At 41.0% G+C, this 26,965-nt stretch carries 27 protein-coding genes; 7 read left to right on the plus strand and 20 right to left on the minus strand.

Annotation, left to right across the window (positions count from 1 at the left end; translation table 11 throughout):
- Positions 1–233 precede the first annotated feature (233 nt).
- The 11 genes from murG to HEMROJRC1_RS01840 all read right to left on the minus strand — a co-directional run bounded on the left by murG (position 234) and on the right by HEMROJRC1_RS01840 (position 13,449).
- Positions 234–1,292, minus strand: coding sequence for an undecaprenyldiphospho-muramoylpentapeptide beta-N-acetylglucosaminyltransferase (murG, locus tag HEMROJRC1_RS01790; protein ID WP_226691356.1), 1,059 nt, complete (start codon positions 1,290–1,292; stop codon positions 234–236).
- An 8-nt stretch (positions 1,293–1,300) separates the two neighbouring features.
- Positions 1,301–2,485, minus strand: coding sequence for a putative lipid II flippase FtsW (ftsW, locus tag HEMROJRC1_RS01795; RefSeq protein ID WP_226691357.1), 1,185 nt, complete (start codon positions 2,483–2,485; stop codon positions 1,301–1,303).
- A 12-nt stretch (positions 2,486–2,497) separates the two neighbouring features.
- Positions 2,498–3,814 (minus strand): UDP-N-acetylmuramoyl-L-alanine--D-glutamate ligase, encoded by a 1,317-nt coding sequence (murD, locus tag HEMROJRC1_RS01800; RefSeq protein WP_226691358.1) that lies wholly within the window; start codon positions 3,812–3,814, stop codon positions 2,498–2,500.
- A gap of 106 nt (positions 3,815–3,920) precedes the next feature.
- The gene (gene mraY / locus HEMROJRC1_RS01805) at positions 3,921–5,003 is read right to left on the minus strand and encodes a phospho-N-acetylmuramoyl-pentapeptide-transferase (RefSeq protein WP_226691359.1); all 1,083 of its coding nucleotides are present in this window, start codon (positions 5,001–5,003) and stop codon (positions 3,921–3,923) included.
- Positions 4,997–6,370 carry a UDP-N-acetylmuramoyl-tripeptide--D-alanyl-D-alanine ligase gene (murF, locus tag HEMROJRC1_RS01810; RefSeq protein ID WP_226691360.1) on the minus strand — a complete coding sequence of 458 codons (1,374 nt, stop codon included), beginning with the start codon at positions 6,368–6,370 and terminating at the stop codon, positions 4,997–4,999. Before murF ends, mraY begins: the two co-directional genes overlap by 7 nt.
- Before the next feature lie 18 nt (positions 6,371–6,388).
- A complete protein-coding gene (gene murE, locus HEMROJRC1_RS01815; protein WP_226691361.1) occupies positions 6,389–7,936 on the minus strand; it encodes a UDP-N-acetylmuramoyl-L-alanyl-D-glutamate--2,6-diaminopimelate ligase in 1,548 nt (515 codons plus the stop codon).
- A 9-nt stretch (positions 7,937–7,945) separates the two neighbouring features.
- Entirely contained in the window at positions 7,946–9,784 is a 1,839-nt protein-coding gene (locus HEMROJRC1_RS01820; protein ID WP_226691362.1) for a penicillin-binding transpeptidase domain-containing protein, read from the minus strand.
- 26 nt (positions 9,785–9,810) lie between these two features.
- Entirely contained in the window at positions 9,811–10,131 is a 321-nt protein-coding gene (gene ftsL, locus HEMROJRC1_RS01825; protein ID WP_226691363.1) for a cell division protein FtsL, read from the minus strand.
- A gap of 8 nt (positions 10,132–10,139) precedes the next feature.
- Positions 10,140–11,108, minus strand: a complete 969-nt coding sequence (gene rsmH / locus HEMROJRC1_RS01830) for a 16S rRNA (cytosine(1402)-N(4))-methyltransferase RsmH (protein ID WP_226691364.1) — start codon at positions 11,106–11,108, stop codon at positions 10,140–10,142.
- Between the two features lie 93 nt (positions 11,109–11,201).
- Positions 11,202–11,660, minus strand: a complete 459-nt coding sequence (gene mraZ / locus HEMROJRC1_RS01835; RefSeq protein ID WP_226691365.1) for a division/cell wall cluster transcriptional repressor MraZ — start codon at positions 11,658–11,660, stop codon at positions 11,202–11,204.
- Between the two features lie 193 nt (positions 11,661–11,853).
- Positions 11,854–13,449, minus strand: coding sequence for a carbon starvation protein A (locus tag HEMROJRC1_RS01840; protein WP_226691366.1), 1,596 nt, complete (start codon positions 13,447–13,449; stop codon positions 11,854–11,856).
- A gap of 197 nt (positions 13,450–13,646) precedes the next feature.
- Here HEMROJRC1_RS01840 and HEMROJRC1_RS01845 point away from each other — a divergent pair, with 197 nt between their 5' ends.
- Positions 13,647–13,880 carry a zinc ribbon domain-containing protein gene (locus HEMROJRC1_RS01845; protein ID WP_226691367.1) on the plus strand — a complete coding sequence of 78 codons (234 nt, stop codon included), beginning with the start codon at positions 13,647–13,649 and terminating at the stop codon, positions 13,878–13,880.
- A 43-nt stretch (positions 13,881–13,923) separates the two neighbouring features.
- Here HEMROJRC1_RS01845 and artM read toward each other — a convergent pair whose 3' ends face one another.
- The 5 genes from artM to lpcA form a co-directional block, all read right to left on the minus strand.
- Positions 13,924–14,607, minus strand: a complete 684-nt coding sequence (gene artM / locus HEMROJRC1_RS01850) for an arginine ABC transporter permease ArtM (RefSeq protein WP_226691368.1) — start codon at positions 14,605–14,607, stop codon at positions 13,924–13,926.
- Complete coding sequence (gene artQ, locus HEMROJRC1_RS01855; RefSeq protein WP_226691369.1) at positions 14,607–15,272, minus strand: arginine ABC transporter permease ArtQ; 666 nt, start codon at positions 15,270–15,272, stop codon at positions 14,607–14,609. The genes artM and artQ overlap by 1 nt, the downstream gene beginning before the upstream one ends.
- A 3-nt stretch (positions 15,273–15,275) precedes the next feature.
- On the minus strand, positions 15,276–15,995 hold the full coding sequence (locus HEMROJRC1_RS01860; RefSeq protein ID WP_226691370.1) for a lysine/arginine/ornithine ABC transporter substrate-binding protein: 720 nt from the start codon (positions 15,993–15,995) through the stop codon (positions 15,276–15,278).
- 16 nt (positions 15,996–16,011) lie between these two features.
- Positions 16,012–16,743, minus strand: a complete 732-nt coding sequence (gene artP / locus HEMROJRC1_RS01865) for an arginine ABC transporter ATP-binding protein ArtP (RefSeq protein WP_226691371.1) — start codon at positions 16,741–16,743, stop codon at positions 16,012–16,014.
- 127 nt (positions 16,744–16,870) lie between these two features.
- Positions 16,871–17,455: a D-sedoheptulose 7-phosphate isomerase gene (lpcA, locus tag HEMROJRC1_RS01870; RefSeq protein WP_226691372.1), complete on the minus strand. Its 585-nt coding sequence runs from the start codon at positions 17,453–17,455 to the stop codon at positions 16,871–16,873.
- A gap of 200 nt (positions 17,456–17,655) precedes the next feature.
- Here lpcA and HEMROJRC1_RS01875 point away from each other — a divergent pair, with 200 nt between their 5' ends.
- A complete protein-coding gene (locus HEMROJRC1_RS01875; protein ID WP_226692906.1) occupies positions 17,656–18,483 on the plus strand; it encodes a DNA ligase in 828 nt (275 codons plus the stop codon).
- Between the two features lie 28 nt (positions 18,484–18,511).
- On the opposite strand, the gene miaB is transcribed toward HEMROJRC1_RS01875, so the two are convergent.
- From miaB to HEMROJRC1_RS01895, 4 genes are all read right to left on the minus strand, one after another.
- Positions 18,512–19,936, minus strand: a complete 1,425-nt coding sequence (miaB, locus tag HEMROJRC1_RS01880) for a tRNA (N6-isopentenyl adenosine(37)-C2)-methylthiotransferase MiaB (RefSeq protein ID WP_226691373.1) — start codon at positions 19,934–19,936, stop codon at positions 18,512–18,514.
- A gap of 192 nt (positions 19,937–20,128) precedes the next feature.
- A complete protein-coding gene (xseA, locus tag HEMROJRC1_RS01885) occupies positions 20,129–21,448 on the minus strand; it encodes an exodeoxyribonuclease VII large subunit (RefSeq protein WP_226691374.1) in 1,320 nt (439 codons plus the stop codon).
- 49 nt (positions 21,449–21,497) lie between these two features.
- On the minus strand, positions 21,498–22,709 hold the full coding sequence (locus HEMROJRC1_RS01890; RefSeq protein WP_226691375.1) for a cupin domain-containing protein: 1,212 nt from the start codon (positions 22,707–22,709) through the stop codon (positions 21,498–21,500).
- Positions 22,706–23,011 carry an RnfH family protein gene (locus tag HEMROJRC1_RS01895; protein ID WP_226692907.1) on the minus strand — a complete coding sequence of 102 codons (306 nt, stop codon included), beginning with the start codon at positions 23,009–23,011 and terminating at the stop codon, positions 22,706–22,708. The genes HEMROJRC1_RS01890 and HEMROJRC1_RS01895 overlap by 4 nt, the downstream gene beginning before the upstream one ends.
- Before the next feature lie 186 nt (positions 23,012–23,197).
- Here HEMROJRC1_RS01895 and HEMROJRC1_RS01900 point away from each other — a divergent pair, with 186 nt between their 5' ends.
- The 5 genes from HEMROJRC1_RS01900 (at position 23,198) to HEMROJRC1_RS01920 (ending at position 26,952) form a co-directional block, all read left to right on the plus strand.
- The gene (locus HEMROJRC1_RS01900) at positions 23,198–23,614 is read left to right on the plus strand and encodes an EamA family transporter (protein ID WP_226691376.1); all 417 of its coding nucleotides are present in this window, start codon (positions 23,198–23,200) and stop codon (positions 23,612–23,614) included.
- 60 nt (positions 23,615–23,674) lie between these two features.
- Positions 23,675–24,259 (plus strand): aminoacyl-tRNA hydrolase, encoded by a 585-nt coding sequence (pth, locus tag HEMROJRC1_RS01905; RefSeq protein WP_226691377.1) that lies wholly within the window; start codon positions 23,675–23,677, stop codon positions 24,257–24,259.
- 48 nt (positions 24,260–24,307) lie between these two features.
- Positions 24,308–25,399 (plus strand): redox-regulated ATPase YchF, encoded by a 1,092-nt coding sequence (gene ychF / locus HEMROJRC1_RS01910; protein ID WP_077425204.1) that lies wholly within the window; start codon positions 24,308–24,310, stop codon positions 25,397–25,399.
- A 62-nt stretch (positions 25,400–25,461) separates the two neighbouring features.
- Positions 25,462–26,361 (plus strand): homocysteine S-methyltransferase family protein, encoded by a 900-nt coding sequence (locus HEMROJRC1_RS01915; RefSeq protein ID WP_226691378.1) that lies wholly within the window; start codon positions 25,462–25,464, stop codon positions 26,359–26,361.
- A 15-nt stretch (positions 26,362–26,376) separates the two neighbouring features.
- Complete coding sequence (locus HEMROJRC1_RS01920; protein ID WP_226692908.1) at positions 26,377–26,952, plus strand: uracil-DNA glycosylase family protein; 576 nt, start codon at positions 26,377–26,379, stop codon at positions 26,950–26,952.
- Positions 26,953–26,965: the final 13 nt, after the last annotated feature.

The following is a 26,965-nucleotide window of genomic DNA, read 5'->3' on the forward strand; positions in this document are numbered from 1 at the left end:
TTCTTTTCCTTTTGGGAAGACATTACCGCTCAAAGTGCGGTCAAAAAATCCAAAGAATTTCGGTATTATGTATCAGTCGCACAATAAGAGGATTCTATATCCAATATTTATTTGAGTAGGGTGCATTGAGCTTTGCGTAACTCATCATTTCATCTATTGGTGCGTTACGGCTTCGCCTAGCGACACCCTACAATGGTTTGTGCAATTGCTACATAATAATGAGGAGTTTTATCTTATTTTGCATTTTCAATAATCACGTCAGCGACACGTTGCGCCGCCAACGGCATCGACATTTCCTTAGCCTTTATTGCCATTTGCAACAGATCGTCACGTGTAAAATTCCGTAGATAATTAATTAAAATTTCCGGTGTTAAATCCGCTTGCTCAATAATTTTAGCCGCACCGACACTCTCTAAATATTTTGCATTAAGATACTGCTGTCGATCTTTATGTTGGAAGGGTACAAAAATTGCCGGTGTCCCCACTGCTGCAAGTTCACATACTGTTAATGCCCCTGAACGGCAAATCACAATATCCGCCCAAGCATAGGCTTCCGCCATATCATCAATAAATTCCGTAATTTTTACCTGTGAAGCCTTGTCTGCATAAAGTGCGGTTACATTTTCTACCGAACCTTTGCCTACTTGGTGGCGAACTTCCAACTTATCGGTTAATTGTGCGACAACCTTCGGTAAGGTTTGGTTCAATACTCTCGCACCTTGGCTCCCGCCCACAACCAATACACGTAATTTTTCGCCACGATTTGCAAACCGAGTTTCAGGCGGCTGTATTTGAAACAAATCTTGACGGACGGGATTTCCCACCACTTCGGCATCGGCAAAGGCATTCGGAAAGGCTTGCAACACGCGTGTTGCGATCTTTGCCAACCATTTATTGGTTAAACCGGCAATGGCATTTTGTTCATGCAAAATAATCGGAATGCCGCAAAGTTTTGCCGCGACACCGCCCGGACCGGAAACATAACCTCCCATACCAAGCACCGCATTAGGCTTTTCTTCTTGGATAATTTTTTTTGCTTGAAATATGGCGCGCAAAATCGCAAAAGGCGCGGCTAACAAGGTTTTAATCCCTTTACCGCGCAAACCCGAAATTTGAATAAAGCGGATCGGAATACCATGCTTAGGCACAAGTTGGGCTTCCATTCGATCTTTCGTCCCAAGCCAACAAATTTCCCAACCTTGCTTCTGTAAGGTTTGGGCAACGGCAATCGCAGGGAAAACGTGTCCACCGGTTCCCCCTGCCATCACTAATAATTTTTTCTGTTTATTCATTTTTATTCCTAATCATCACGCAAACGCGCTTGCCCACCACGTTGCAAACGGTTTTCATGGTCAATGCGTAATAAAATACCGATGGTAGCCGACATAATAATGATACTTGATCCACCATAACTGACGAGAGGAAAAGTCAGTCCTTTTGTCGGAAGCATTCCAAGCGCCATACCTAAATTGACAAAACCTTGGAAAAAAATCCAAAAACTAATGCCTAATGCAAAAAATCCACGGAAACGTTGTTCTAATAGTAAAGATTCACGTCCGATTTTTAAGGCTCGGAAAATCAATAATCCGAGCAATACGATAACCACAAAAATACCGATAAAACCGAACTCTTCACCAATGATTGCCATAATGAAGTCAGTATGCGCTTCCGGTAAATAATCTAACTTTTGAATAGAGTTTCCTAATCCTTCACCTGTGATTTCGCCACGTCCGAATGCCATCAATGAGTTAGTCAACTGGAAACCTGTGCCGTAAGGATCTTTGAAAGGCTCTAAAAAACCGGTAAAACGTTTTAAACGATAAGATGCCGAAAGCACCAACCAGACAAATAGCAGCGCACCGGTACCGATTAAACCGATAAATTGCCAAAAATTCGCCCCTACGATAAAAAGCATACCGAAGGTGATAACAAATAATACCACCGTACTTCCGAGATCCGGTTGATATAACAAAAATATCCCCATCGTCCCCATGACAATGAAAGGTTTAAACGCACTGAGTTTATTTGAGCGTACTTCATCATAGCGGCGGGTAAAATAGCTTGATAAAAAACAGGTAAGGGCCAATTTTGCAAATTCCGCCGGCTGAAAATTAAGCACACCGAGAGAAATCCAACGTTTTGCTCCGTTCACGGAAGAACCGATAATTAAGACGGTAAACAATAAAGCAATGGCTAAAAAGAAAATTTTAACGTGCCACTTTTCCCACTGTTGGGTGGGAATTTGCATGGTGAAATAGCAGGTTATCAGTGAAAAAAACACATAAACGGCATCACGCTTTGCGAAATAAAAAGGATCATTAAATAATCGCGAGCTGTAAGGAATTGAAGCTGAAGTAACAGCGATCAAGCCAACCATCAATAAGATTACGAAAAGCCAGAACAACGCGCGGTCGTACAATAATCCCTGCGGCGTGATTCTGGTCCAACTATCAAAGTTTTGTTTAATTTTCCGAATAAATTCCATTGCGCTATGTGATTAACTTAGTTTCGCTAAACGAGTAAATTCTTCCCCGCGTTTTTCAAAAGAAGTGAATTGATCAAGGCTTGCACAAGCAGGCGATAATAATACCATATCGCCGGATTTTAGCGTCGGGCGTAAAAACTCAACCGCCTGTTCCATTGTTTCAAATAAATGACTTTGTGTTGAAAGCTCGGCTAGTTGTACCCCATCACGACCAAAACAATAACAAATAATATGAGAATGATTAATAAGCTTGGCTAATTCAGAAAAATCAGCCCCTTTACCATCACCGCCAAGTAATAAATGAAGTTTACCTTCCACATATAATAATCCGGCAAGCGCTGCAACCGTACTCCCCACATTTGTCGCTTTAGAATCATTAATCCAACGCACTCCATTGGCTTGATGAGCTAATTGAAAGCGATGATCTAAACCTTTAAATTGACGAAGAACCTGACGAATCGCTTCTAAATTAACGCCAACCGCTTGCGCCAATGCGGTTGCCGCAAGAATATTCATATAATTATGACAACCTACAAGTGCCGCTTCATCACAAGGCAAGATCAGTTCATCTTTTGCCATTAAATACTGTTTATTGTTTTCTGTTTTAAGCCAATAATCCGTATTATGCTCGGCAAAAGAAAGGGATTGTTCGGCTTGATTTTCACCTTCACCGAAGGTGAATTTATCTTCATTATTTACAACGGCAATCTCCGCATTGTGATAAACACGCAATTTAGCTTGGCGATAAGCCTCCAAATCCGCATAGCGATCCATATGATCTTCCGTCACATTTAACACGGTTGCGGCAGCCGCTTTTAAACTGTAGGTGGTTTCAAGTTGAAAGCTGGAAAGCTCTAATACATAGAGATCACAATCCTCATTCAGCAAAGATAATGCCGGAATACCGATGTTTCCGCCGATCCCCACGTTAATTCCTGCCGCTTTTGCCATTTCATACACAAGTGTTGTCACCGTACTTTTACCATTAGAACCGGTAATTGCCACGATAGGTTTCGTTGCCGCCCGACAAAATAATTCAATATCGCCGATCACCTCGACACCGGCTGAAAGTGCGGTCTGAATTTCGGGTGTTTTGACGGCAAGCCCCGGACTAATCACGATAATGTCGCTTTCAAGTAACCATTGCTGATTGAGGTTGCCGGTGTGAAGTGGAATGTTTTTAGGAAGTTTATCTGCTCCACTAGGATTTTTACGGGTATCAATAACACGAAGCACTGCACCTTGGGATTGAAGATAATCAATACAAGATAACCCTGTTTTACCCAGTCCGATAATGGTGATAGATTTATTTTGATATAAGGTTTTCATTCTACTTCTTATTTTTAAATTTATTTATATTAAACTTCACCGATGAGGCGTTACCTGCTACGGGCTAAGCGGCTCACCTTCCGAAAAATGAAGCCGATTATCGGCATTAACGTAATTTCAGCGTGACTAATCCCATCAATACCAGCACTAGTGAAATAATCCAAAACCGAATAATCACTCTTGGTTCCGGCCACCCTTTTAATTCAAAATGGTGGTGAATGGGCGCCATACGGAAAATACGCTGCTTACGGAGCTTATAAGATCCTACCTGTAAAATTACCGATAAAGCCTCAATCACGAACACGCCGCCCATAATAACAAGTAAAAATTCTTGGCGAACCAAGATAGCAACAGTACCTAAAGCTCCTCCTAATGCCAATGAACCTACATCTCCCATAAATACCTGTGCCGGATAGGTATTAAACCATAAGAAACCTAACCCTGCGCCCACAATCGCAGTGCAGAATACGACAACTTCCGAACTGTATTTAATATAAGGAATATGTAAATATTCGGCAAAATTCACGTTACCTGTCGCCCAAGCAATCAAAGCGAATGCGGCGGCGACTAATGCCGTCGGCATAATCGCCAAACCGTCTAAACCATCAGTAAGATTTACCGCGTTGCCTGTTCCCACAATCACAAAATAGGCCAATACGATGTAGAACAAGCCTAATTGCGGCATAATGTCTTTGAAAAACGGTACAACTAAGCGGGTCGCATCAGTATCGTGACCGAGCCAATACAACCAAACAATCGCAATAAGTGCAACAACCGACATCCAGAAATATTTCCAACGCGCAATCAATCCATCCGTATTTTTACGGGTAATTTTGCGATAGTCATCGACAAAACCAATAGCTCCATAACCAAATAATACAAATAAGCACACCCAGATATAAGGGTTGGCTAAATTCGCCCACAATAATGTACTGATTCCAATAGCGAAAAGAATCATCACACCGCCCATTGTCGGCGTACCTTTTTTGGCAAAATGGCTTTCCGGACCATCGTTCCGTACTTCCTGACCGAATTTCAGGATTTGCAAACGTTTAATTACCTTCGGACCAATCCAAAGTGAAATCAGCAAAGCAGTCAATAACGCTAAGATTGCGCGAACAGTAATATAAGAAATCGCATTGAATACGGTTTCATAGCGAACAAGAAATTCAGCAAGCCAAACTAACATCTCATTTTATCCTTTAATGAATAAATCACATCTTCCATTTTCATCGAACGTGAGCCTTTTCCTAGTACCACGACCTGTTTATTTTGCTGTAATTGCGCTTCTATAACAGGGAGTAAAAAATCAACCATCTCATTTTTATCAGTGAAGTGTTTACCTGAAACAGCCTCGGAAATGACCGCACTTTCAGTGCCAAAGGAACATACCAAATCCAAATTAGCCGTTTTGGCATGCTGTCCTACTTTGCGATGTATATCCAAAGAATTTTCGCCCAGCTCTTTCATATCGCCCACGCAAAGAATACGATATGCCTGATAATCTTTTAGCACATCAATCGCTGCATTTAACGAATCCATATTGGCATTGTAAGTATCATCTAACAATAATAAATTGTCATTGATTTGAATTGGGAATAATCGACCTTTTACTAATGAAGGTTGTTCCAGTCCGGCTTTTACGTCAGCTAACGTTGCTCCCACATTCATTGCAAGTGCGGTCGCAGCCAAGGCATTTTTCACGTTATGTTCACCGAGATACGGCAAACTCATTTCAATTTCGCCTTGCGGTGAAACAAGCGTAAAATGTGATCCCTGTACGTAATATTGAATATTTTTGGCGAAATAATCTTTACCATTAAAGTATTGAATAGTATGTTCGCCGATTTCCTTTTGCCAAACATCAATATGATTATGCTCGGCATTAATAATTGCCACACCATTTGGCGTTAAACCACGATAGATCTCACCTTTTGCTCGAACAACGCCTTCTAAAGAACCGAAACCTTCCAAATGTGCCGGTGCAATATTATTAATTAAAGCGGTATCCGGTTGTGCTAATTTTGTTGTGTAATCAATTTCACCTTGATGGTTTGCTCCCAACTCAATCACCGCAAAACGATGTTTTTCATTCAAACGTAATAGAGTAAGCGGCACGCCGATGTCATTATTGAAATTTCCATTGGTAAAAAGTACGGCTTCGGCATTGCCTGCTGTTTGCTGTAAAATACCGGCGGTCATTTCTTTTACCGTGGTTTTACCTGAAGAACCGGTCATTGCCACAGTAAGAGGATTAATTCTTTCACGTAACCATTTAGCCAAATGCCCCAAAGCTAAGCGTGTATTCGCCACCACTAATTGCGGAACACGGATATTCATATCAGGTTGTTGAACGACTAAAGCAACCGCACCTTGTGCTACTGCTTGATGAAGATATTGGTGTGCATCAAATGTTTCGCCTTTTAAAGCAAAAAACAAATGATTCGGAATAGATTGACGTGTATCGGTATTGATATTTTTAGCAACAACCGCTCCATCTCCGATTAATTCGGCAGAGAGAATTTGAGCAAGTTGTTGCGTAGTTAAATTAATCATCGGTTAATCAAATTAAGTTTATTGTTCCAGGTATAATTCCGCAGTGACCAGATCGGAAAAATACTGGGTTTTATCACCGGTAATCTGATACTCTTCGTGACCTTTTCCGGCAATGAGAATCACATCGTTTTCCGATGCACCTTTGATCGCAAATCCAATAGCTTCGTCACGATCAGGAATTAACCCCACTTTATCCATATTGCTAAAACCTGCAACAATATCGGCTTCAATTTTGTCCGGATCTTCCGTACGCGGATTATCTTTGGTGACAATAATCATATCAGCAAATTGTTCCGCAACTTTTGCCATTAACGGACGTTTACCCGTATCTCGATCGCCACCACAGCCGAAAACACACCATAGTTTGCCGCTGCAATGCTCACGTGCGGCAACAAGGGCTTTTTCTAACGCATCCGGTGTATGTGCGTAATCAACAATAACGGAGGGTTTTCCATTTACTTTTATAATGTCCATTCTTCCTTTAACTCCTCTTAGTTGTGAAACACTATTGACTAATTTATTTAACGGATAACCTAATGCAAGTAATGTTGCAACTACCAACAATAGATTACTCACGTTAAATGCGCCGATCAACGGACTATTCAACACTCCATTTCCCCAACTTGACGCAAAATGAATAATAGCACCTTTGTCGATAAAATGAACTGAAATTGCTTTTATCCATCTTTCGGAATTCGATTGAAAATTTGCATTACAGCTTACGGCAATGCCGTTTGGTAGCGCTTCCAACCATTGCTGACCAATCGGATCATCCGCATTTAAAATTTTTAAATCAGTATTTAGCTCAAAGAAAAAACGTTTTTTGGCTTGAGCATATGCTTCCATCGTGCCGTGGTAATCCAAGTGATCGCGGCTTAAATTCGTAAAAATTGCCGCTTTGAAGTCTAAGGCTTCAACACGATGCTGCACTAAGCCGTGAGACGAAACCTCAATCGCTGCAAAATCCGCTCCGTTATGAACAAAATCGGCAAGTGAAGATTGAATCTCAATAGCCGAACCCGTCGTATTCTTCGCGTCTTTCATTTGTCCGAACAAACCGTTTCCAATGGTTCCCATCACAGCAGATTTATGCCCTAAATATTGCATCCATTGAGCAAGCAACTGAGAAACCGTTGTTTTTCCATTTGTACCCGTCACCCCAACAAGGGTTAATTTTTTAGAAGGTGAATCATAAAACTTATCTGCAATTTTTGATAAGTCGGCCGATAAATTATAGTAACGGATTACCGGTTTTTGTTGTCGATACTCTACATTTAAATGTTGATCAAACAAATCTGTTTCCGCAATAACCGCACTTGCACCGGATAAAATCGCTTGTTCAATAAAGCCTGTCGCATCAATTTGATGACCTTTTACTGCAATAAAAAGATCGCCCGCTTTCACTTTACGGCTATCAAGTACCAATTCATTAATCTTAAGATCCGCCGGAAGTGACGGTAAATTAAAAAGTGCGGTCAAAAAATCTTTAGATTTTGAACGTTGACTTTGCAAACGGTGTCGCAAGGCATAACAATCACCTTGAGCGATTGTGTATAATTTTTTCATTATTTTTCCTTAATTCACCTGTTCGGTTTTATTTTGTTTCAATTTATTCGGCGTAATACGCACAGTACGTCTTGCTGTTTTCTCCGTGGGTTCGGCATCCGGTGCAATGCCGTTCGCCCGTAGTGCGTAACCCATAATGCTGGAAAATACCGGTGCGGATACCGCTCCACCGTAATATTGTCCTGCCTTCGGATCATTAATCAAAATCACAAGAGCATAACGGGGATCACTAATCGGTGCGACACCCGCAGTGAACGCCACATATTTATTTACATAACGACCATTTTCGATTTTGCGTGCCGTACCGGTTTTCACCCCGACACGATAGCCTTCAACCATCGCCCGTTTATTTTTGATCGCCACTTTCTCCAATATATTCACAATTTCTTTTGTTGTTTTTTCTGAGAATACCCGCTGACCGATTACCGGTGGATCAACTTTCGTAATAGAAAGCGGACGATAGATCCCAAAACTCCCCAAGGTTGCATAAGCACGCGCCATTTGCAACGGTGTTGCCGTAATACCATAACCATAAGACACCGTTGCGCGATCAATATCCGCCCAGCGTTTACGGTTTGCATTTAAGATACCGGCTTGTTCGCCGACTAATCCGAGATCCGTTGCTTTGCCTAAACCCGCCGCTTGATAAGTATCCATGAGCGCGCTTGGCGGCATCCGTAACGCAAGACGGCTTACCCCACGGTTACTGGAATTAATCAAAATTTCATCTAAAGTTTGTTGCGGGCGTGGCGCAACATCCATAATTTCTTTGCCGCTCACGGTGAAAGAACCCGTATTGATAATTTCATTACGTTTGGCTACACCACGTTGAAGTGCGGTCAAAACGACAAAAGGTTTTACTGTAGAACCCGGCTCAAATACGTCGGTGATGGCGCGATTACGCATTAATTCTGCTTTTACACCCACACGATTATTAGGGTTATAAGAGGGTGCATTCGCCATAGCCAACACTTCGCCTGTACGAATATCGACAAGAACCGCCGTGCCTGATTCGGCTTTATTCTCCGTTACGGCTTTTTTAATTTCACGATACACCATAGATTGCAGTTTTTCATCAATACTCAAAGTAACATCTTGGGCATCATATTTTTTTTGATCGGCAATATGCTCAACAACATTTCCACGTTTATCTTTACGGACTAAACGTGCACCATCTCTCCCGACCAACATCGTATTAAAGCTTTTCTCAATACCTTCAATACCGTTCCCGTCAATATCCGTATAACCGATCAAATGTGCGGTTTCTTCCACACGAGGATAAAAACGGCGGGGCTCGTTTTCTAAACTAATTCCCTTAATTTTGAGTTCTTTCACATATTGTGCTTTGCCCGATTCAACTTGACGTGCCAAGTACAAGAAACCCGATTTTGGATTTTTCTCAATTTTTTTGACAAGTTCGCTATAGCTTAAATCCAACACCTCGGCAAGCGCTTTAATACGTTCTTTATCATTCAAAGAACCCTCTTTAAGAATACGTTTCGGATCAGCAACAACGGCACTCATCGGCACACTAACCGATAATAACTGACCATTCCGATCCAAAATAGAACCACGAACAGAAAGAATCTCGTCTTTTCGCAATGAGCGTTTATCCGCCTCACCGGATAAAACATCCGAATTTACAGACTGAACATAGGCTGCACGTGCCACCAATGCTCCTAAGCCCAAGAAAATCAAACTTGCGGCAATAATATAGCGTCCACGTAAGAAACATTTTTCAAACACCATTTTAGGTTTATTCGGTTTTACTGCCGCAACCGGTGTCGAAAGTTTTCTAATCGTCTTTTTCGCTTTATTTGATTTTTTGGGCGAATTGAACCTAACCATTTGTTCTATCTCAATTTATTTTCAACCTATTCCAAAATAACGACTTCTTGATCGCTATCTATTCTTTTCATTTTTAATGTACCAATCGCAATGGATTCTACCCTTGTGCTATCGCCTTCTGTGGCCTCTTGCAACTGGAGATTACGATATTCATCTTGTAATGCTTGGTACTGCAAAACCAACTGACCGTTCTCAGAAACCAACCCTCGGGTTTGATGCGTCACCCAAATTGTTGCCATAGCAGAAATTAAAATCAGTAATAGCAACAACACTACTAATTTATTTGATGAAAATAAATCTTCGACCAAAAGATGTTGTAAAGGATAACGCTCACTATTCTCTAACATTTTTCACCTTAACTTATTCTTTCCGCAATACGTAACACCGCACTTCTTGAACGAGGATTAGCTTGAATTTCCGCTTCTGACGGTTGAACCGCTTTGCCAATAGTTTTTAACTTTTGATTACGCTGAATTTGATCTTCACGCAATGGTAAACCTTTTGGAATCGTCTCACCTTTACTTTGTTTTTTCATAAAATGTTTTACCATTCTGTCTTCTAAAGAATGAAAACTAATAATGGATAGACGCCCTTCCGGCGCTAACATATCCAAAGCTGCATTCAATACGCTTTCCAATTCATCCAACTCCGAATTGATAAAAATGCGAATAGCTTGGAAACTACGGGTAGCAGGATGTTTATGTTTATCTTTGAAAGGCACGGACTGTGAAATCAGTTCGGCTAATTGCACGGTCCGTGATAAACATTCTTCACCATTTTTGACCGCACTTTTATTGTATTCTACAATCGCCGTTGCGATACGTTTAGCAAAACGCTCCTCACCAAACGTTTTTAACACCCAAGCCAAATCATCGACCGAAACTTGTTTTAGCCATTCCTCTGCAGAAATCCCCTGCGTTGTATCCATACGCATATCAAGCGGACCATCTTTCATAAAACTAAAGCCACGTTCAGCTTCATCAAGTTGTGGAGATGACACGCCGAGATCAAGCAAAATTCCATCAATTTTCCCAACTAAATCTAAATTTTCACAAATCTCAGGAATATGGGAAAAACTATTATGTTCAATTTGAAAACGAGGATCTTGAATTGTTTTTGCTTCGGCAATTGCCCGAGGATCACGATCGATGGCGATTAACCGACCATTTTGAGAGAGCTTTGAAAGAATAAGACGAGAATGACCACCACGCCCAAAAGTACCATCAATATAAATTCCATTTTCTTTCAACGCTAAACCGTTCACTGCTTCATTAAGTAAAACAGTAATGTGCTCCGGTGAAGAAAAAGAATTTTGCGTAGTCATAATCATTAATAGAAATAGGTCAAAGGGAAAGATAATGCGGTGCAAGCACCGCTTATCCTGCTAGTGCTGCTGTTCTTTTTCTAATTTTTAAGATTAGAATGACAGCATATTTAAGTTTGTATCCATCGCAAATTCAGCCGTTGCCGCAACTGCGATGTCTTCATCAATTTGAGCGCTCCATTCGGTATCGCTCCAAATTTCAAATTTATTTAATTGTCCAACCAACATTAATCCTTTTTCTAATTTTGCGTGTTGGCGTAATGGACCACTCAATAAGATACGTCCTTGCGCATCCATCTCACATTCAGTGGCATAACCAAGCATTACGCGTTGCAAACGGCGTTGGTTAGGATCAAAGTTAGAAAGCGAAAGAAGTTTTTCCTCAACTTTTTCCCATTCATCTAAAGGATAAAGCAATAAACAAGGCTGGCGAATATCAACAGTACAAACCATTTGTCCTTGATTTTTTTCAATGATTTCAGCGCGATAGCGGGTTGGAATCGCAACCCGCCCCTTAGAATCTAAATTTACCGCTGCTGCACCACGAAACATTTTATATTTTAATACCTTTAAAAATTAAAATTTTTGGAAAAATCACCACAAAAAACCACTTTTTACCACTTCAGGCTAGTTTATCGGTTGTAAGACAAAGTTGCAAGTTATTCCAATATAAAGTTTGGTAAATTTTAGGAAACAAAAAACCGTTCAAGCTTTCACTTAAACGGTTTAATTATTTTTGAATGAATTATGCGTTTGTGGTATTTACATAAGCTTCTTCATCACGATCACCTAAAGGTTTTAACAAAGTGAAGAATAACAGGATACAAACTATCGTTGTTGCGAAACCTAAATATACCGATAACTGATAATCCAAGCTAAATCCGATTTTATTGTAATATAGGTACGTTGCGCAAACCGTTGTAATAAACCATGCAGGGATAGATGCAACCCAGTGGAATTTACGATAGCGATATAAATATGCCGCTGCAGTCCATAACATCACCATTGCAGTCATTTGATTCGCCCAAGTGAAGTAACGCCATAACATACTAAAGTCAATAGTTGAAACAAAATAACCAAGTACGAACAATGGTACGGCGATCAACAAACGTTTTGAAAGCGAACGTTGATCAATATTGAAAATTTCCGCCAATTGCAAACGTGCCGCTCGGAATGCAGTATCGCCCGATGTAATAGGAAGAACAACCACACCTAACACTGCGAAAATACCGCCAATGAATCCTAAGAAGTGTAATGAGCTATCATATACCACCTTAGACGGAGAACCGGCTGAAATCGCATCTTGTAATGCTTGTGGATTTTCATAGAATGCCAATCCTACCATACACCATACTAAAGCGATTACCCCTTCGGTAATCATCGCACCGTAGAAAATAAAGCGACCTTCACTTTCATTTTCCGCACAACGTGCCATTAGTGGTGTTTGTGTTGCATGGAAACCGGATAACGCCCCACAAGAAATCGTTAAAAACAATAATGGCCAAATAGGTACATCGCCTTTAACTTGGAAATTCTGTGTAAACTTAGCCCAAGTTAAACCCTCACCGTCCGAATTGATCGTACGGAAAAATTCGATCGGGTCCGCAACATGTAAATGAGCCGAAACCAAACCGTACACCATACCGATAGACATAAAGAGCAATAATGCACCAAAGAGCGGATAAATTCGACCGATAATTTTATCAATCGGTAGCAAGGTCGCAAGAATGTAGTAGGCGAAGATAATAATTGTCCATACCGAAACAACCGTCGCTTTATCCATTCCCCACACTTTTACGCCGCCGGCTTCAACCGCTTGATGAACAGCTTCTGCATCACCAAGTTGTAATGCACCTTGAGAAGCCCCCAGTACATCCATTGTAATCGTCCCCATCAGCTGTGCCGGGCTTGCTACGAATACAACACCAACTAATAATAGAAGCACTAATGCAAGGACATTAATGAAAACTTTAACCGGACGACCTAAGAATTTACCGGCAAGATAAGGCATTGTCGCACCACCATGACGAATACTTAACATACCGCAGAAATAGTCGTGTACCGCACCGGCAAAAATACAACCGATCACAATCCAAAGCATCGCAACCGGTCCGTATAACGCACCAAGAATAGGGCCGAAAATCGGGCCCGTTCCCGCAATATTTAAGAGCTGAATTAACCAAATTTTGGTTTTGGACATCGGCATGTAATCTACGCCATCATTGATTTGATAAGCGGGAGTTTGGCGTTTAGGATTAATAACAAAAATTTTTTCGATAATTTTTCCATAAATAAAATAGCCTAAAATCAAAATGGCTACACAGAAGAAAAACCACAACATAAAGCACCTCAGGAATAGTAAGTTGTATTGCTTAAAAACACGCTAAAGTAAGCGCGCGCTATTTTATGCTAAGTTCCCATAAACAAAAAATTTAATTTATATAATTTTCACAATTTTGTGATGAATATCACATTTCCTATATATCGATTTTGAATACAATAGGAACTTATAAAAACTTCACTCAATAAGGATTAAAAATGGCACTCATCCGTTGTCCCGAATGCCGTAAAAAAGTGAGCAATCACGCGGAGCATTGTCCTAACTGTGGCTTTTCTTTTAAACAGGAAGATTTGGAAATCTACAAACAGAAATTAGAAGAACGGCGTTTACATAATGCAGAAATAAATCGAAAAAGCACAAAACTTCAATTAATTTGGTTTTGTATTTTTGCTTTGTTTATCGGTGTGGCTAGTTATATTACTCAGGGATAGAAAATGGGTTGCTCTCGCAACCCAAGTAAATTTTGACCGCACTTTATGCTTTTCTCATATCTAATCGCTCAAAAGCAAGCACCTTATTTTCAAGTTTACGCAATAATAAAGTGGCAATTCCGGTGATCACCAAATAAATACCGCCGGCAATACCATAAATTGTTAACGCATCATATTCTGTACCATAAAGCTGGCGCGCATAGCCCATAATATCCATAATCGTAATGGTTGATGCTAAGGCCGTACCTTTAAATACTAAAATAATTTCATTACTGTAAGAAGGTAAAGCACGTTTCAATGCATAAGGAATCAAAATTTTTAAGGTTTGTACACGACTTAAACCGAGTGCCGCACAACCTTCCCATTGACCTTTCGGAATTGCTTTCACCGCACCGTGAAATAATTGTGTGGAATACGCCGCACTATTTAAAGCTAAAGCAAGTGCCGCACAAAACCACGCATTAGAAAAAATATGCCAAAAAGGGCTATTTACTATCCATTCAAACTGTCCTGGACCGGCATAAATCAAGAAAAATTGCACAAGTAACGGGGTACCGGTAAATAAAGTAAGGTATAAATTGACCGCACTTTTCACCCACACATTTTCCATTGAAAGTAAAAATGTCAAAAATAGTGCTAAGAAAAAGGCAATCAATAATGAAACAACCGTAAGTAATAAACTGGTCGGAATACCTTGCGCAATCACTAATAAATAGTCTTGAAACATTATTTCACTCCTCTTTCAAAGCGAGTAAAACGCAACTCTAAACGACGAATACCGGCTTGGCTAATCAATGTAACGGCCAAATAAATTAATGCGGCAATTCCGTACCAAGTGAATGGTTGATGTGTATTGGTATTAATTAACTGTGCCTGACGCATTAAATCGTCCACACCAATAAGAGAAATCAATGCAGTATCTTTTAACAAAACTAACCATTGGTTACTTAACCCGGGTAAAGCATGACGCCAAACTTGCGGCATAATAATGTGTGTAAAAGTATAACCTCTGCTCAACCCTAAAGCCGCACCGGATTCCCATTGCCCTTTTGGAATTGCTTGGATCGCACCGCGCAATGTCTGTGAGGCATAAGCGGCGAAAATTAACGACAATGCAAATACACCACAGCCAAAAGCACCAAATTCAATATATTCACCGGTGAGCATTTCCACCACTTCGGTAGAACCGAAGTACACAAGTAGCACGACTAAAATTTCAGGTAATCCACGCAATAATGCAACAAATACTGCCACCGGTTTACCAACAAAACGGTTTGCTTCCAATAAAGCAAATAGCACGCTAAATAGCAAGCCTACGATTAAAGAACATACTGCAAGCCCTAAAGTCATTAGGGCTGCAGAAAACATCAAAGAAAGAAAATCAGCAAACATAGATTATTTAGTCATCCATTTATCATAGATTTTTTGATATTCACCATTTGCTTTGATGGCGGCCAAACCGCTATTGAAACTTACTGCCAAATCTTTTGCGGATTTATTCATTGCTATACCTAAACCGTTACCAAAATACTTTTTATTAGTCACTTTCTCACCGACAAATTGAATTTCCGGTTCTTTATTGATCATATCCGCAAGCACTGCCGTATCACCAAAAATAATATCAATACGACCATTTTTTAAATCTAAAATGGCATCCTGTAAACTAGCGTAAGGTTTAGGGGTATATTGCTTCGTTTCAGCCACGGTATATTGTTGGAAAGTCGTGCCGTTTTGCACACCGATATTTTTAGCAGTTTCTAAAGTCGCTTTACCTTTTAATGCAACATAACTTGCGGTACTGTCATAGTAAGCATCGGAGAACAACACTTGTTTTGCACGGGCTTCGGTAATATCCATTGCAGAAATTGCCGCATCAAAACGTTTTGCCTTTAAGCTTGGGATCAGTGAATCAAAAGATTCACCTTTAAACTTACAATCTGCCTGAATTTCTTTACAAATCGCTTTTGCGATATCAACATCAAAACCGACAATTTCACCTTTTTCATTGGTAAATTCAAAAGGCGGATAACTTGGTTCCATCGCAAAAGTAATATCCTGAGCGTTTGCGACGACGGTAGAGCCTAATAATACTGCGCTTAAAAGTAATTTTTTCATAGTATTTCCTTAATTCTTAGTGAGAGAGATATTGTTTAAATTGTTCGGTTTTCGGATGTTCAAAACATTCGGCCGATCCCATTTCCACGATCTTACCCTGTTCCATATACACCACTTTAGTCGCCACTTTTTGAGCCACATTCACCTCGTGGGTTACAATCACCTGCGTAATGCCGGTTTCTTGTAATTCTTTAATGATATCAACCACTTGAGCGGTAATTTCCGGATCTAACGCTGCCGTAGGTTCATCAAATAACAATACTTGCGGTTTCATCATTAACGCACGGGCAATTGCGACACGTTGTTGCTGACCACCGGATAAATGCAATGGGAAACGATCGGCATATTCTTCCAAACGTAAACGTTTTAGTAACTCCATTGCATCTTTCTTTGCTGTCGCTTCATTTGTACTAAATACTTTCATTGGCGCTTCAATAAGATTTTCGATTACTGTGAGATGAGGCCAAAGATTATATTGTTGAAACACCATTCCTACATCTTGGCGTAACTGGCGAATCGCTTTCGGGTTTGTTGTTGCTTTAGATAAATCAAATGCATTATTAGCGATGCTTAACTCACCGGAAGTAGGGACTTCCAATAAATTTAACGTGCGAATTAACGTACTTTTACCGGCTCCACTTGGACCAAGCAACACAACGGTATCCCCTTCTTCAGCTTCCAAATTGATATCAAATAATGCCTGGGAAGCACCATAAAAAAAATTCAAATTTTTAACACGAATAGCCATTTTCATTCTCTTATCTTACAAAGTGAAGAAATATTACGTTTTTATGCATATTTATGCAAGCATAAAAAATAAAAAATCCCAAATTTTTTTGGGATTTTCAAAAAACTTTACTAGAAATGACCGCACTTTATGCGTTTTTTGCCATTTCAAACTCAATTAACATCATTAAAATATGGATCACTTTAATGTGAATTTCTTGAATACGATCTGCATAACGAAAATGAGGTACACGAATTTCAACATCAGCTAAACCCGCCATTTTGCCACCGTCTTTACCGGTCATCGCAATCACTTTCATCCCTTTTGCTCTTGCCGCCTCAATCGCATTCAATACGTTTTTAGAATTGCCCGAAGTAGATAAACCGAACAATACATCACCTTTTTGTCCTACGGCTTCAACATAACGTGAAAACACATAATCGTAGCCGAAATCATTACTGACGCAACTTAAATGGCTCACATCAGAAATCGCAATTGCCGGATAACCGGGACGATTTTCACGATAACGTCCGGTCAATTCCTCTGCAAAATGCATCGCATCACAGTGAGACCCCCCATTTCCACAGGAAAGCACTTTGCCCCCTTGTTTAAAACTCTCCGAAATTAATAATGCCGCTTGCTGAATTAATTTAATGTTATTTTCATCTGAAATAAATTTATTTAATACATCTTGTGCTTCCACAAGCTCTGCTTTGATTTGATCCAAGTACATTTTTGCTCCTTTTAGAAATGAGAAAATCTTGCGGCATTGTATAGCAGATAGCCCGCTTTATCTAGCAATAATACAAATTCTAGGGTTTCCATATCTCAATCACTTTTTTTCGTGAGCAGGATCGCAAAATTTATCCGGAATATTTTGAAAACTGACCGCACTTTTCTAGACTTTCCGTGGTTTTTATTCGGAGAAATATGATGAAATTACGACATACCATTTTAACTTTATTTATCAGTCTAAGCACTTATGCCAACGTTGATGTTATGCTACTGCAAAATTATGACAATCAGTCTGTTGAAGGCTGGGTAATGTCGGAAAAATTAGACGGTGTACGAGGATATTGGGATGGAAAACAACTTTTAACCCGCCAAAATCAACGACTTTCCCCACCGGTTTATTTTATAAAAAACTTTCCCCCTTTTGCCATAGACGGTGAGCTTTTTAGCGAACGCAATCATTTTGAAGAAATCACCTCCATCGCAAAATCTTTCAAAGGTGAACGCTGGGAAAAGCTCAGACTTTATGTATTTGATGTTCCTAATGCAGAAGGAAATTTATTTGAACGACTAAATATATTGAAAACCTATTTAACCGAACACCCTACACCTTATATTCAAATTATCGAACAAATTCCCGTGCGAGATAAATCCCATTTATATGAATTTTTGGCTGAGGTAGAAAGCAAGCAAGGTGAAGGGGTCGTAGTTAGAAATCCGAATGCACCTTACGAACGAAAACGAAGTTCGCAAATACTCAAACTTAAAACCGCCCATGATGAAGAATGCATCGTCATCGCACACCATAAAGGCAAAGGGCAATTTGAAAACGTAATGGGTTCATTAACCTGTAAAAACGAGCGAGGCGAATTTAGGATCGGTTCAGGCTTTAATCTTAATGAGCGTGAAAACCCACCACCAATCGGCTCAACCATTACTTATAAATATCGTGGATTAACAAATTCCGGCAAACCACGTTTTGCGACTTATTGGCGGGAAAAAAGTAAGGGTGAAAATAAAGGCAGGTGATAAAACCCGCCTATTCATTATCCGCTCATTAGCCGTGGTAACGTCCCACGCCTAGTTCGTCTTCCTTTCTTGTGCGATTCATCACTTCCTGTGGTGATTGTGCAATACGGAGACCCATTTCATCTTCGGTGCGCACCACTTCTCCACGTAAAGAGTTCGTGTACACATCCGTGATTTTCACATCCACAAACTTACCAATCATTTCCGGTGAACCTTGAAAATTCACGATACGGTTCGTTTCCGTTCTACCGGTTAATTCCATCAGGTCTTTTTTAGACGGTCCCTCTACCAACACGCGTTGCTCCGTCCCCAACATACGGCGGCTGAATTGTGCCGCTTGTTGATTGATTCGTTCTTGCAACACATATAAGCGTTGTTTTTTCTCTTCTTCCGTTACGTCATCCGGCATATCTGCCGCCGGCGTGCCGGGACGCGCCGAGTAAACAAAACTAAAGCTCATATCGAAATTTACTTGAGCAATTAAATTCATCGTTTGCTCGAAATCTTCTGCGGTTTCCCCCGGAAAGCCCACGATAAAATCAGAGCTAATCTGAATATCAGGACGGGCTGCACGTAATTTACGAATAATCGATTTATATTCCAACGCGGTATGCCCTCGTTTCATCATCGTAAGAATACGATCAGACCCCGCTTGCACAGGTAAATGTAAGAAACTGACCAATTCCGGCGTATCGCGATATACGTCAATAATATCATCGGTAAATTCAATCGGATGACTGGTGGTGAAGCGTAAACGATCAATACCATCAATTGATGCCACTAAACGAAGTAATTCGGCAAAACTACAAATTTGCCCGTCATGAGTCGGTCCACGGTATGCGTTTACATTTTGACCAAGTAAATTGACTTCCCGCACGCCTTGTTCGGCAAGTTGTGCGATCTCAAATAACACATCATCCACCGGGCGGCTTACCTCTTCACCTCGGGTATAAGGCACGACACAGAAAGTACAATACTTGTTACAGCCTTCCATAATGGAGACAAATGCGGTAGGGCCTTCCGCTCGAGGTTCCGGTAAGCGGTCAAATTTTTCAATCTCAGGGAAACTAACATCCACCACCGAACTTTTACCGCCACGGATTTGATTAATCATCTCAGGCAAACGGTGTAAGGTTTGCGGCCCAAAGATAATATCGACATAAGGTGCACGACGGCGAATATGTTCGCCCTCCTGTGATGCCACACAACCACCCACGCCAATCACTAAATTCGGATTATTTTGCTTTAATTCTTTCCAACGACCTAATTGGTGGAATACTTTCTCTTGCGCTTTTTCACGAATGGAGCAGGTATTCAACAACAACACATCCGCCTCTTCCGGTGTTTCCGTTAATTCAAGTCCGTGAGTGCTCAATAATAAGTCCGCCATTTTTGATGAATCATATTCATTCATCTGGCAGCCCCAAGTTTTAATATGTAATTTCTGTGTCATCTTTTTACAATTATCAATTTATCCAATAAAAACGGTCGGCTATTGTACAGATTTCTCCCTATTCTTACCAGTCAAAAATTCAGAAGAAGCCGACTAACGCTCGTTTGGTGAGGTTTAAATAATATCAATGAAATAGCGATTTCTGATAGCGTAATTTCATATCGCCATTTTATTTTTAATCATCGCTTAACCTTACACTACTCTACTCACAATATTTCCATCCGCTACTTTTGTGGTGAGCAATTCGCCTTGTTGTATATCTTTTACGCTAGTGATTGCTTTTCCTTGGGAATTTTCTGTAACAGAATAACCACGAGCCATCACTTTTAATGGGCTTAATCCGTCTAGTTTTCCGCATAATCCCGCCAATTTATTTTGACGTTCGGTAAGTTGACGATTTGTACTGAAATTTAACCGCACTTTAAGTTGTTCCAACTGTTGTTGGTGACGTTGAATACGATAAGGCAGCGGATTTTGTCGTAATCGAATGGAAAGTGCGGTTAATTTTTGCTGCGTTTTTTCAAACTGACGTTGTATGGCAAATTGCAAACGTTGAGCGAGCCGCTCATTTTTTTCCCGTTGAATATGTAACTGATTTTGCGGATGTTGATTTTGTAAACGCAAAACAAGTTGTTTTAATCGCTGCTCTTTTTGTGTAAATAAACGATCAAATGCCATCGCTAAACGTTGCTGTTGATGGTTCAGTTGTTGTAACAGTTCATCTTGATTTCGACTAACTAACTCCGCAGCGGCAGAGGGTGTCGGCGCACGAAGGTCCGCAACAAAATCGGCAATGGTAACATCCGTTTCATGCCCAACGGCACTGATAATCGGTAAAACGGAACGAAAAATCGCCAGAGCCACCTCTTCTTCGTTAAAACACCAAAGATCCTCCAGTGATCCGCCGCCACGCCCGACAATAAGCACATCAACTTCTTGTCGTACATTTGCCAATTCAATCATTCGAACAATTTCTTGCACCGCTTCTTTGCCTTGTACGGCAGTGGGATAAATCACCACTTTTAAGCTCGGATCTCGGCGTGCCAAAATATGTAAAATATCTTGCAATGCCGCACCGGTCGAGGAGGTAACGATTCCCACGGCTTTACTAAAGTGCGGTAGCTTTTTCTTGAGATTTTGAGCAAATAAACCTTCAGCCGCAAGCTTCATTTTCAATGCTTCGAATTGCTGCTGTAATAAACCTTCACCGGCAGGGTGCATAGATTCAATAATTAATTGATAATCCCCCCGTGGCTCATACAAACTCACGTTCGCACGAACCAGCACTTGCATACCATTTTGCGGACGAAACGCCACACGCAAGTTTTTCATACGGAACATCGCACAGCGCACCTGTGCATTTTCATCTTTTAAAGTAAGATACCAATGCCCGGAAACAGGCTGTGTGAAATTAGAAATCTCACCGGTCAGCCAAATCTGCGAGAAATTGCCCTCTAAGATTTGACGGGCCGCGCTATTGAGTTGGGAAACGGAATAAATATTTTCTGACATAATTTGTTACGATTAAATACTTAGCAATCAATCTTCAGCATAAAGGAAGTTACTCCACCAACACCCAACCGTCATCAAGCCAGTTGCAAATGGAATCCAGCAACAACGCCATCACCGTTTCGGGATCTTCCGCGTCATTGACTAAATCGGTTAAAAATGCCCAGTCCAACGCCTCGCCATCGGCTAAACGTTTCAATATTTCCGTTTCAATAAGATTCAATTCATCCAACCATTCGCCATTGGCATAAATTCGGAGCGGATTTTCCGTGTAAAGCAATTTGCAGTTATTATCTTGGGAAAGCAATGCGCCTTCTTCTAAAACCGACCGCACTTCATCAGGCTCACTGATTTCGTCAGACACCAACAATTCATATCGGCGAGAACTCACCGCACTTGCCACTGCTTGTTTAAACAGAGTGTCAAAAGCCTCGGAATGAGCAAGTTTATCCAGTAATTGTTGTTTCATTGCGCGGATATCTTCATCGGCGAGTTTGCCGGTTCGTTGTTCCGATTGAGTTAAACGAAGCGGTAAATCAAACTCACTTAAATTTAAATCAGGATCTTGATAACAAAAACCTTTACTGATACCGTCAATCAACTGGCTCAAATTCGGATAACGCAAACCAAAAGAAAAAGTCAAACAATCATTTTCAGCTATGCCGTAATGCGCCATTCGAGCTGGAATATAGAGAATATCGCCCGGATTCATCACCTCATCAATGACTAATTCTCCCATATCATCAAAAATTCGGATCGGCTGATTCGGTTTAAATTCCGTGCTTGGATCACACCATTTGCCTAACTGCCAACGCCGTTGACCATAGCCCTGCACAAGAAAAACATCATACTCATCGTAATGCTTACCCACAGAACCGCCTTTTGGTGCGTAAGACACCATAATATCATCACGTTGCCACTGAGGGATAAAGCCAAACTTATTCCAAAGTAACCCTAATTCCGGCGACCACTGCTCCATATTTTGAACAAGTACCGACCATTTTTCCGGCAATTTTTGAAAATCTTTTTCTGTAAAAGGACTAAAAAAGACTTTCCAATCATCTTCCGTATAAGTTTTCACTAAACGTGCGGTAACATCTTCGTTTTGTGCCAATTCAATAATATCTTGAGGTTCAAATTGCCCGATAATTTCCGGTAAGCCATTACGAATAATCAGCGGCTTTTTCTGCCAATAATCACGCAGAAAAATTTCAGGTGTAATGTGTTCGGGTAAGCAAAAATCGCTATGTGAAAGTGCGGTCATTTTTTCTCTCCTTTTTCCTTGGCGGCTTGTTCTGCGGCACGCTTACGGCGAATTTCTTTCGGATCAGCCAGTAACGGACGATAAATTTCAATGCGATCGCCCTCTTTTAACACATCGGTTAATTTTGCCGGACGGCTGAAGATCCCCACTTTATTTTCTCGCAGATCAATGTCTATAAATTGTTGCAAAATGCCTGATTGTAAAATTGCCGTTTGCACCATTGTGCCTTCATCTACTTTGAAAGATTTTAAATAATAGCTTTCCGGCAGAGCATAGGCGATTTGAATATTAATCTGATTCATCATCATTTCTTCATACCAAAATTTTGGGCTATTATAGCGAAAAAATACGGTAAGTTTTAACGATAGTGAATTAAATTAAAAAACATCTGCTGTATTGCTACGCCTCGCCGTACTATTTGTACTGTCTTCGGTTTGCGGCTTTGTATCCGTTTTTTAATTTAATTCACTATAAATAAGGGAAACACAATGAATTGGGTATTTTTCGCCGTAGGTTCTGCCTTTTTTGCAGGCTTAACGGCAATTTTAGGGAAGCTCGGCGTGGAAGGTATGAACAGCAACCTTGCTACATTTATTCGTACGATTGTGGTTTTATTGGTTACCGCAGGTATTATTTCCGCCCGAAACGAATGGCAACTGCCTCAACATATTGCGGCAAAGCCCTTTACCTTTCTGATTTTATCAGGCATTGCCACGGGGCTATCTTGGCTTTGCTATTATCGCGCCCTGCAACTTGCCCCGGCATCTTGGGTTGCCCCCATTGATAAACTCAGCGTTGTTATCGCCATTATTTTAGGGGTTGCCATTTTAGGCGAGCCGTTGAGTTTGAAATTAGTGATAGGAAGTCTATTGATTCTATCCGGTGTATTGGTTTTGGCGTTATAGATTGAGAATTTATCGCTTTTTCGCTACAATACGCCACTATTTTTAACATCATCACGCACTATGTCAAAAATTAAACTCATCGTAGGATTAGGCAATCCCGGCGATAAATATGCGGAAACACGCCATAATGCCGGAGAATGGTTAGTCGAGCGTTTAGCACGTCGTTTCAATGTTTCATTAACTCCCGAAAATAAATTCTTCGGCAAAACCGCCCGCACTTCAGTAAACGGTAACGAAGTTCGTTTGCTTGTGCCGACAACATTTATGAATTTAAGCGGTAAAGCGGTGGCGGCGTTAGCCGGATTTTATCGTATTAAGCCGGAAGAAATTCTGGTGGTTCACGATGAATTGGATTTACCGCCCGGCACGGCAAAACTTAAACAAAGCGGTGGACATGGCGGGCATAACGGCTTGAAAGACATTGTGGCGCAACTCGGCAATAATAACAATTTCTACCGCTTACGCTTAGGTATCGGACATCCGGGGCATCGTGATTTGGTCTCAGGTTATGTATTAAATAAACCGTCTCCGACAGAGCGTGAAGCACTTGAAAAAGCCTTGGATGAAGCGGTCGATTGCGTAGAATTAATTTTCAAAGACGGTATGGTCAAAGCCACCAATCGTTTAAACGGTTTTAAAATTTAAAAGTGCGGTCATTCTTACGACCGTTTTATTCAAATATAAGGAAAAATTATGGGATTTAAATGTGGTATCGTGGGCCTACCGAATGTGGGCAAATCCACTCTCTTTAACGCACTCACCAAAGCCGGCATTGAGGCGGCAAACTATCCTTTCTGTACTATCGAACCCAATACCGGCGTTGTACCAATGCCAGATCCGCGTTTAGATGCCTTGGCTGAAATCGTAAAACCGGAGCGTGTATTACCGACAACGATGGAATTTGTGGATATCGCCGGTTTGGTCGCAGGGGCAAGTAAAGGTGAAGGTTTGGGCAACAAATTCCTCGCCAATATTCGTGAAACGGATGCAATCGGTCACGTTGTGCGTTGTTTTGAAAATGATGATATCGTACACGTTGCAGGCAAAATCGATCCTTTAAGCGACATTGAAACGATCAATACCGAATTGGCTCTTGCCGATTTAGACAGCTGCGAACGTGCAATCCAACGCTTACAAAAACGTGCTAAAGGTGGCGATAAAGAGGCAAAATTCGAGCTTTCGGTAATGGAAAAAATTTTACCGGTGCTTTCAGAAGCCGGAATGATTCGTTCGGTTCCGCTTGATAAAGAAGAATTGCTGGCGATTAAAAGCTATAACTTCTTAACGCTGAAACCAACAATGTATATCGCCAATGTGAACGAAGACGGTTTCGAAAACAATCCCTACCTTGATAAAGTACGTGAATTCGCCGAAAAAGAAGGTTCTGTTGTAGTGCCTGTCTGTGCCGCCATTGAAGCGGAAATCGCAGAATTAGACGATGAAGAAAAAACCGAATTTTTACAAGACTTAGGCATTGATGAACCGGGCTTAAACCGTGTAATTCGTGCAGGTTATGCCTTACTAAACCTGCAAACTTACTTTACCGCCGGTGTAAAAGAAGTTCGCGCGTGGACGGTTTCCGTCGGCGCCACCGCACCGAAAGCCGCAGCCGTCATTCACACCGACTTTGAAAAAGGCTTTATCCGTGCAGAAGTGATCGCTTATGAGGATTTCATCCAATTTAAAGGTGAAAACGGGGCAAAAGAAGCCGGCAAATGGCGTTTAGAGGGAAAAGATTATATCGTGCAAGACGGCGATGTGATGCACTTCCGTTTTAATGTATAAAACATCTCAAAAACCGACCGCACTTTTTAAGTGCGGTATTTTTTAAATAAGAGAAAGAAAATATGTCGAACATCACGATTTTAGACGGTGGTATGGGGCGTGAATTAGCTCGCCGTAAAGCCCCTTTTCAACAGCCGGAATGGTCTGCTCTCGCCCTGTACCAGAAACCGACTACCGTTCAGCAAGTGCATGAAGATTTTATAAAAAACGGCGCACGGGTGATTACCACCAACAGCTATGCCGTAGTCCCCTTTCATATTGGCGAGCAACGCTTTCAAGCCGATGGAAAAATGCTTGCCGAGCTTGCCGGTCGCTTAGCAAAAAGTGCGGTCGAAAATAGCGAAGTTTCCGATGTAAAAATTGCCGGCTCAATCCCTCCCTTATTCGGTTCTTATCGTTTTGATTTATATGAACCGAAACGTGTACAAGAAGTCGCACAGCCGATTATTAACGGGCTTTCGCCTTATGTAGATTTTTGGTTGTGCGAAACCCAAAGCTCGGCAACCGAACCGCAAGCCATTAAACCCTTATTACCCAAAGATAATCGCCCGTTGTGGGTTTCTTTCACCCTTGAAGATGATGAACCGATGGATGTGCCAAGTTTACGTTCCGGTGAAACGGTAAAAAGTGCGGTCGAAAAAATGATCGAATTAGGTGTAGAAGCCATCTTATTTAACTGCTGCCAACCTGAAGTGATTCAACAAGCATTGAAGGTTACGCTGGAAACCTTGAAAATAAATCAGGCGACAGAAATCCGTATAGGTGCTTACGCCAATGCTTTTCCTCCGCAACCTAAAGACGCAACGGCAAACGATGGGTTAGATGAAATTCGTGACGATCTCAATCCGCAGCAATACCTCTTTTGGGCTGAAAAATGGTTGGAAAATGGAGCGACTATTATAGGCGGTTGTTGTGGAATAGGCCCTGAGCATATTAAGGCTTTAGCAGAAAAATTTAACTAAAATGACAATCAAATGATGCAAACACTAGAACAAATCAAAACGGCGATCATCTCCGATCCTGAAAATGCTTCCTTCACTTCCCGTGGTATTAAACCGCTTTTTTCCGCGCCTCCCATCGCACGGATCAACATTGTCGGGCAAGCTCCCGGTTTAAAAGCGGAGCAAACCCGCCTTTATTGGAACGACAAAAGCGGGGATCGTTTGCGTGAATGGCTCGGAGTTGATCGTGAGACTTTCTATCATTCTGACTTATTCGCTGTTATTCCAATGGACTTTTACTATCCCGGAAAAGGAAAATCCGGCGATCTCCCGCCACGTAAGGGCTTTGCTGAAAAATGGCATCCGCAGATTTTAGCAAATTTACCGAATATTGAACTCACAATCTTAATCGGGCAATATGCACAAAAATATTACTTACCGCACAATACCTTGAATGTAACGGATACGGTAAAAAATTATCACGAATTTCTACCGCACTTTTTACCTCTCGTTCACCCTTCCCCACGTAATCAACTTTGGTTAAAGAAAAATCCATGGTTTGAAAAAGACGTTATACCCATACTACAACAACTCATAAAAGAAATCTTATAGTGAAGTAAACAGT

It is taken from the genome of Rodentibacter sp. JRC1, assembly GCF_020521555.1.
Taxonomy (GTDB): domain Bacteria; phylum Pseudomonadota; class Gammaproteobacteria; order Enterobacterales; family Pasteurellaceae; genus Rodentibacter; species Rodentibacter abscessus.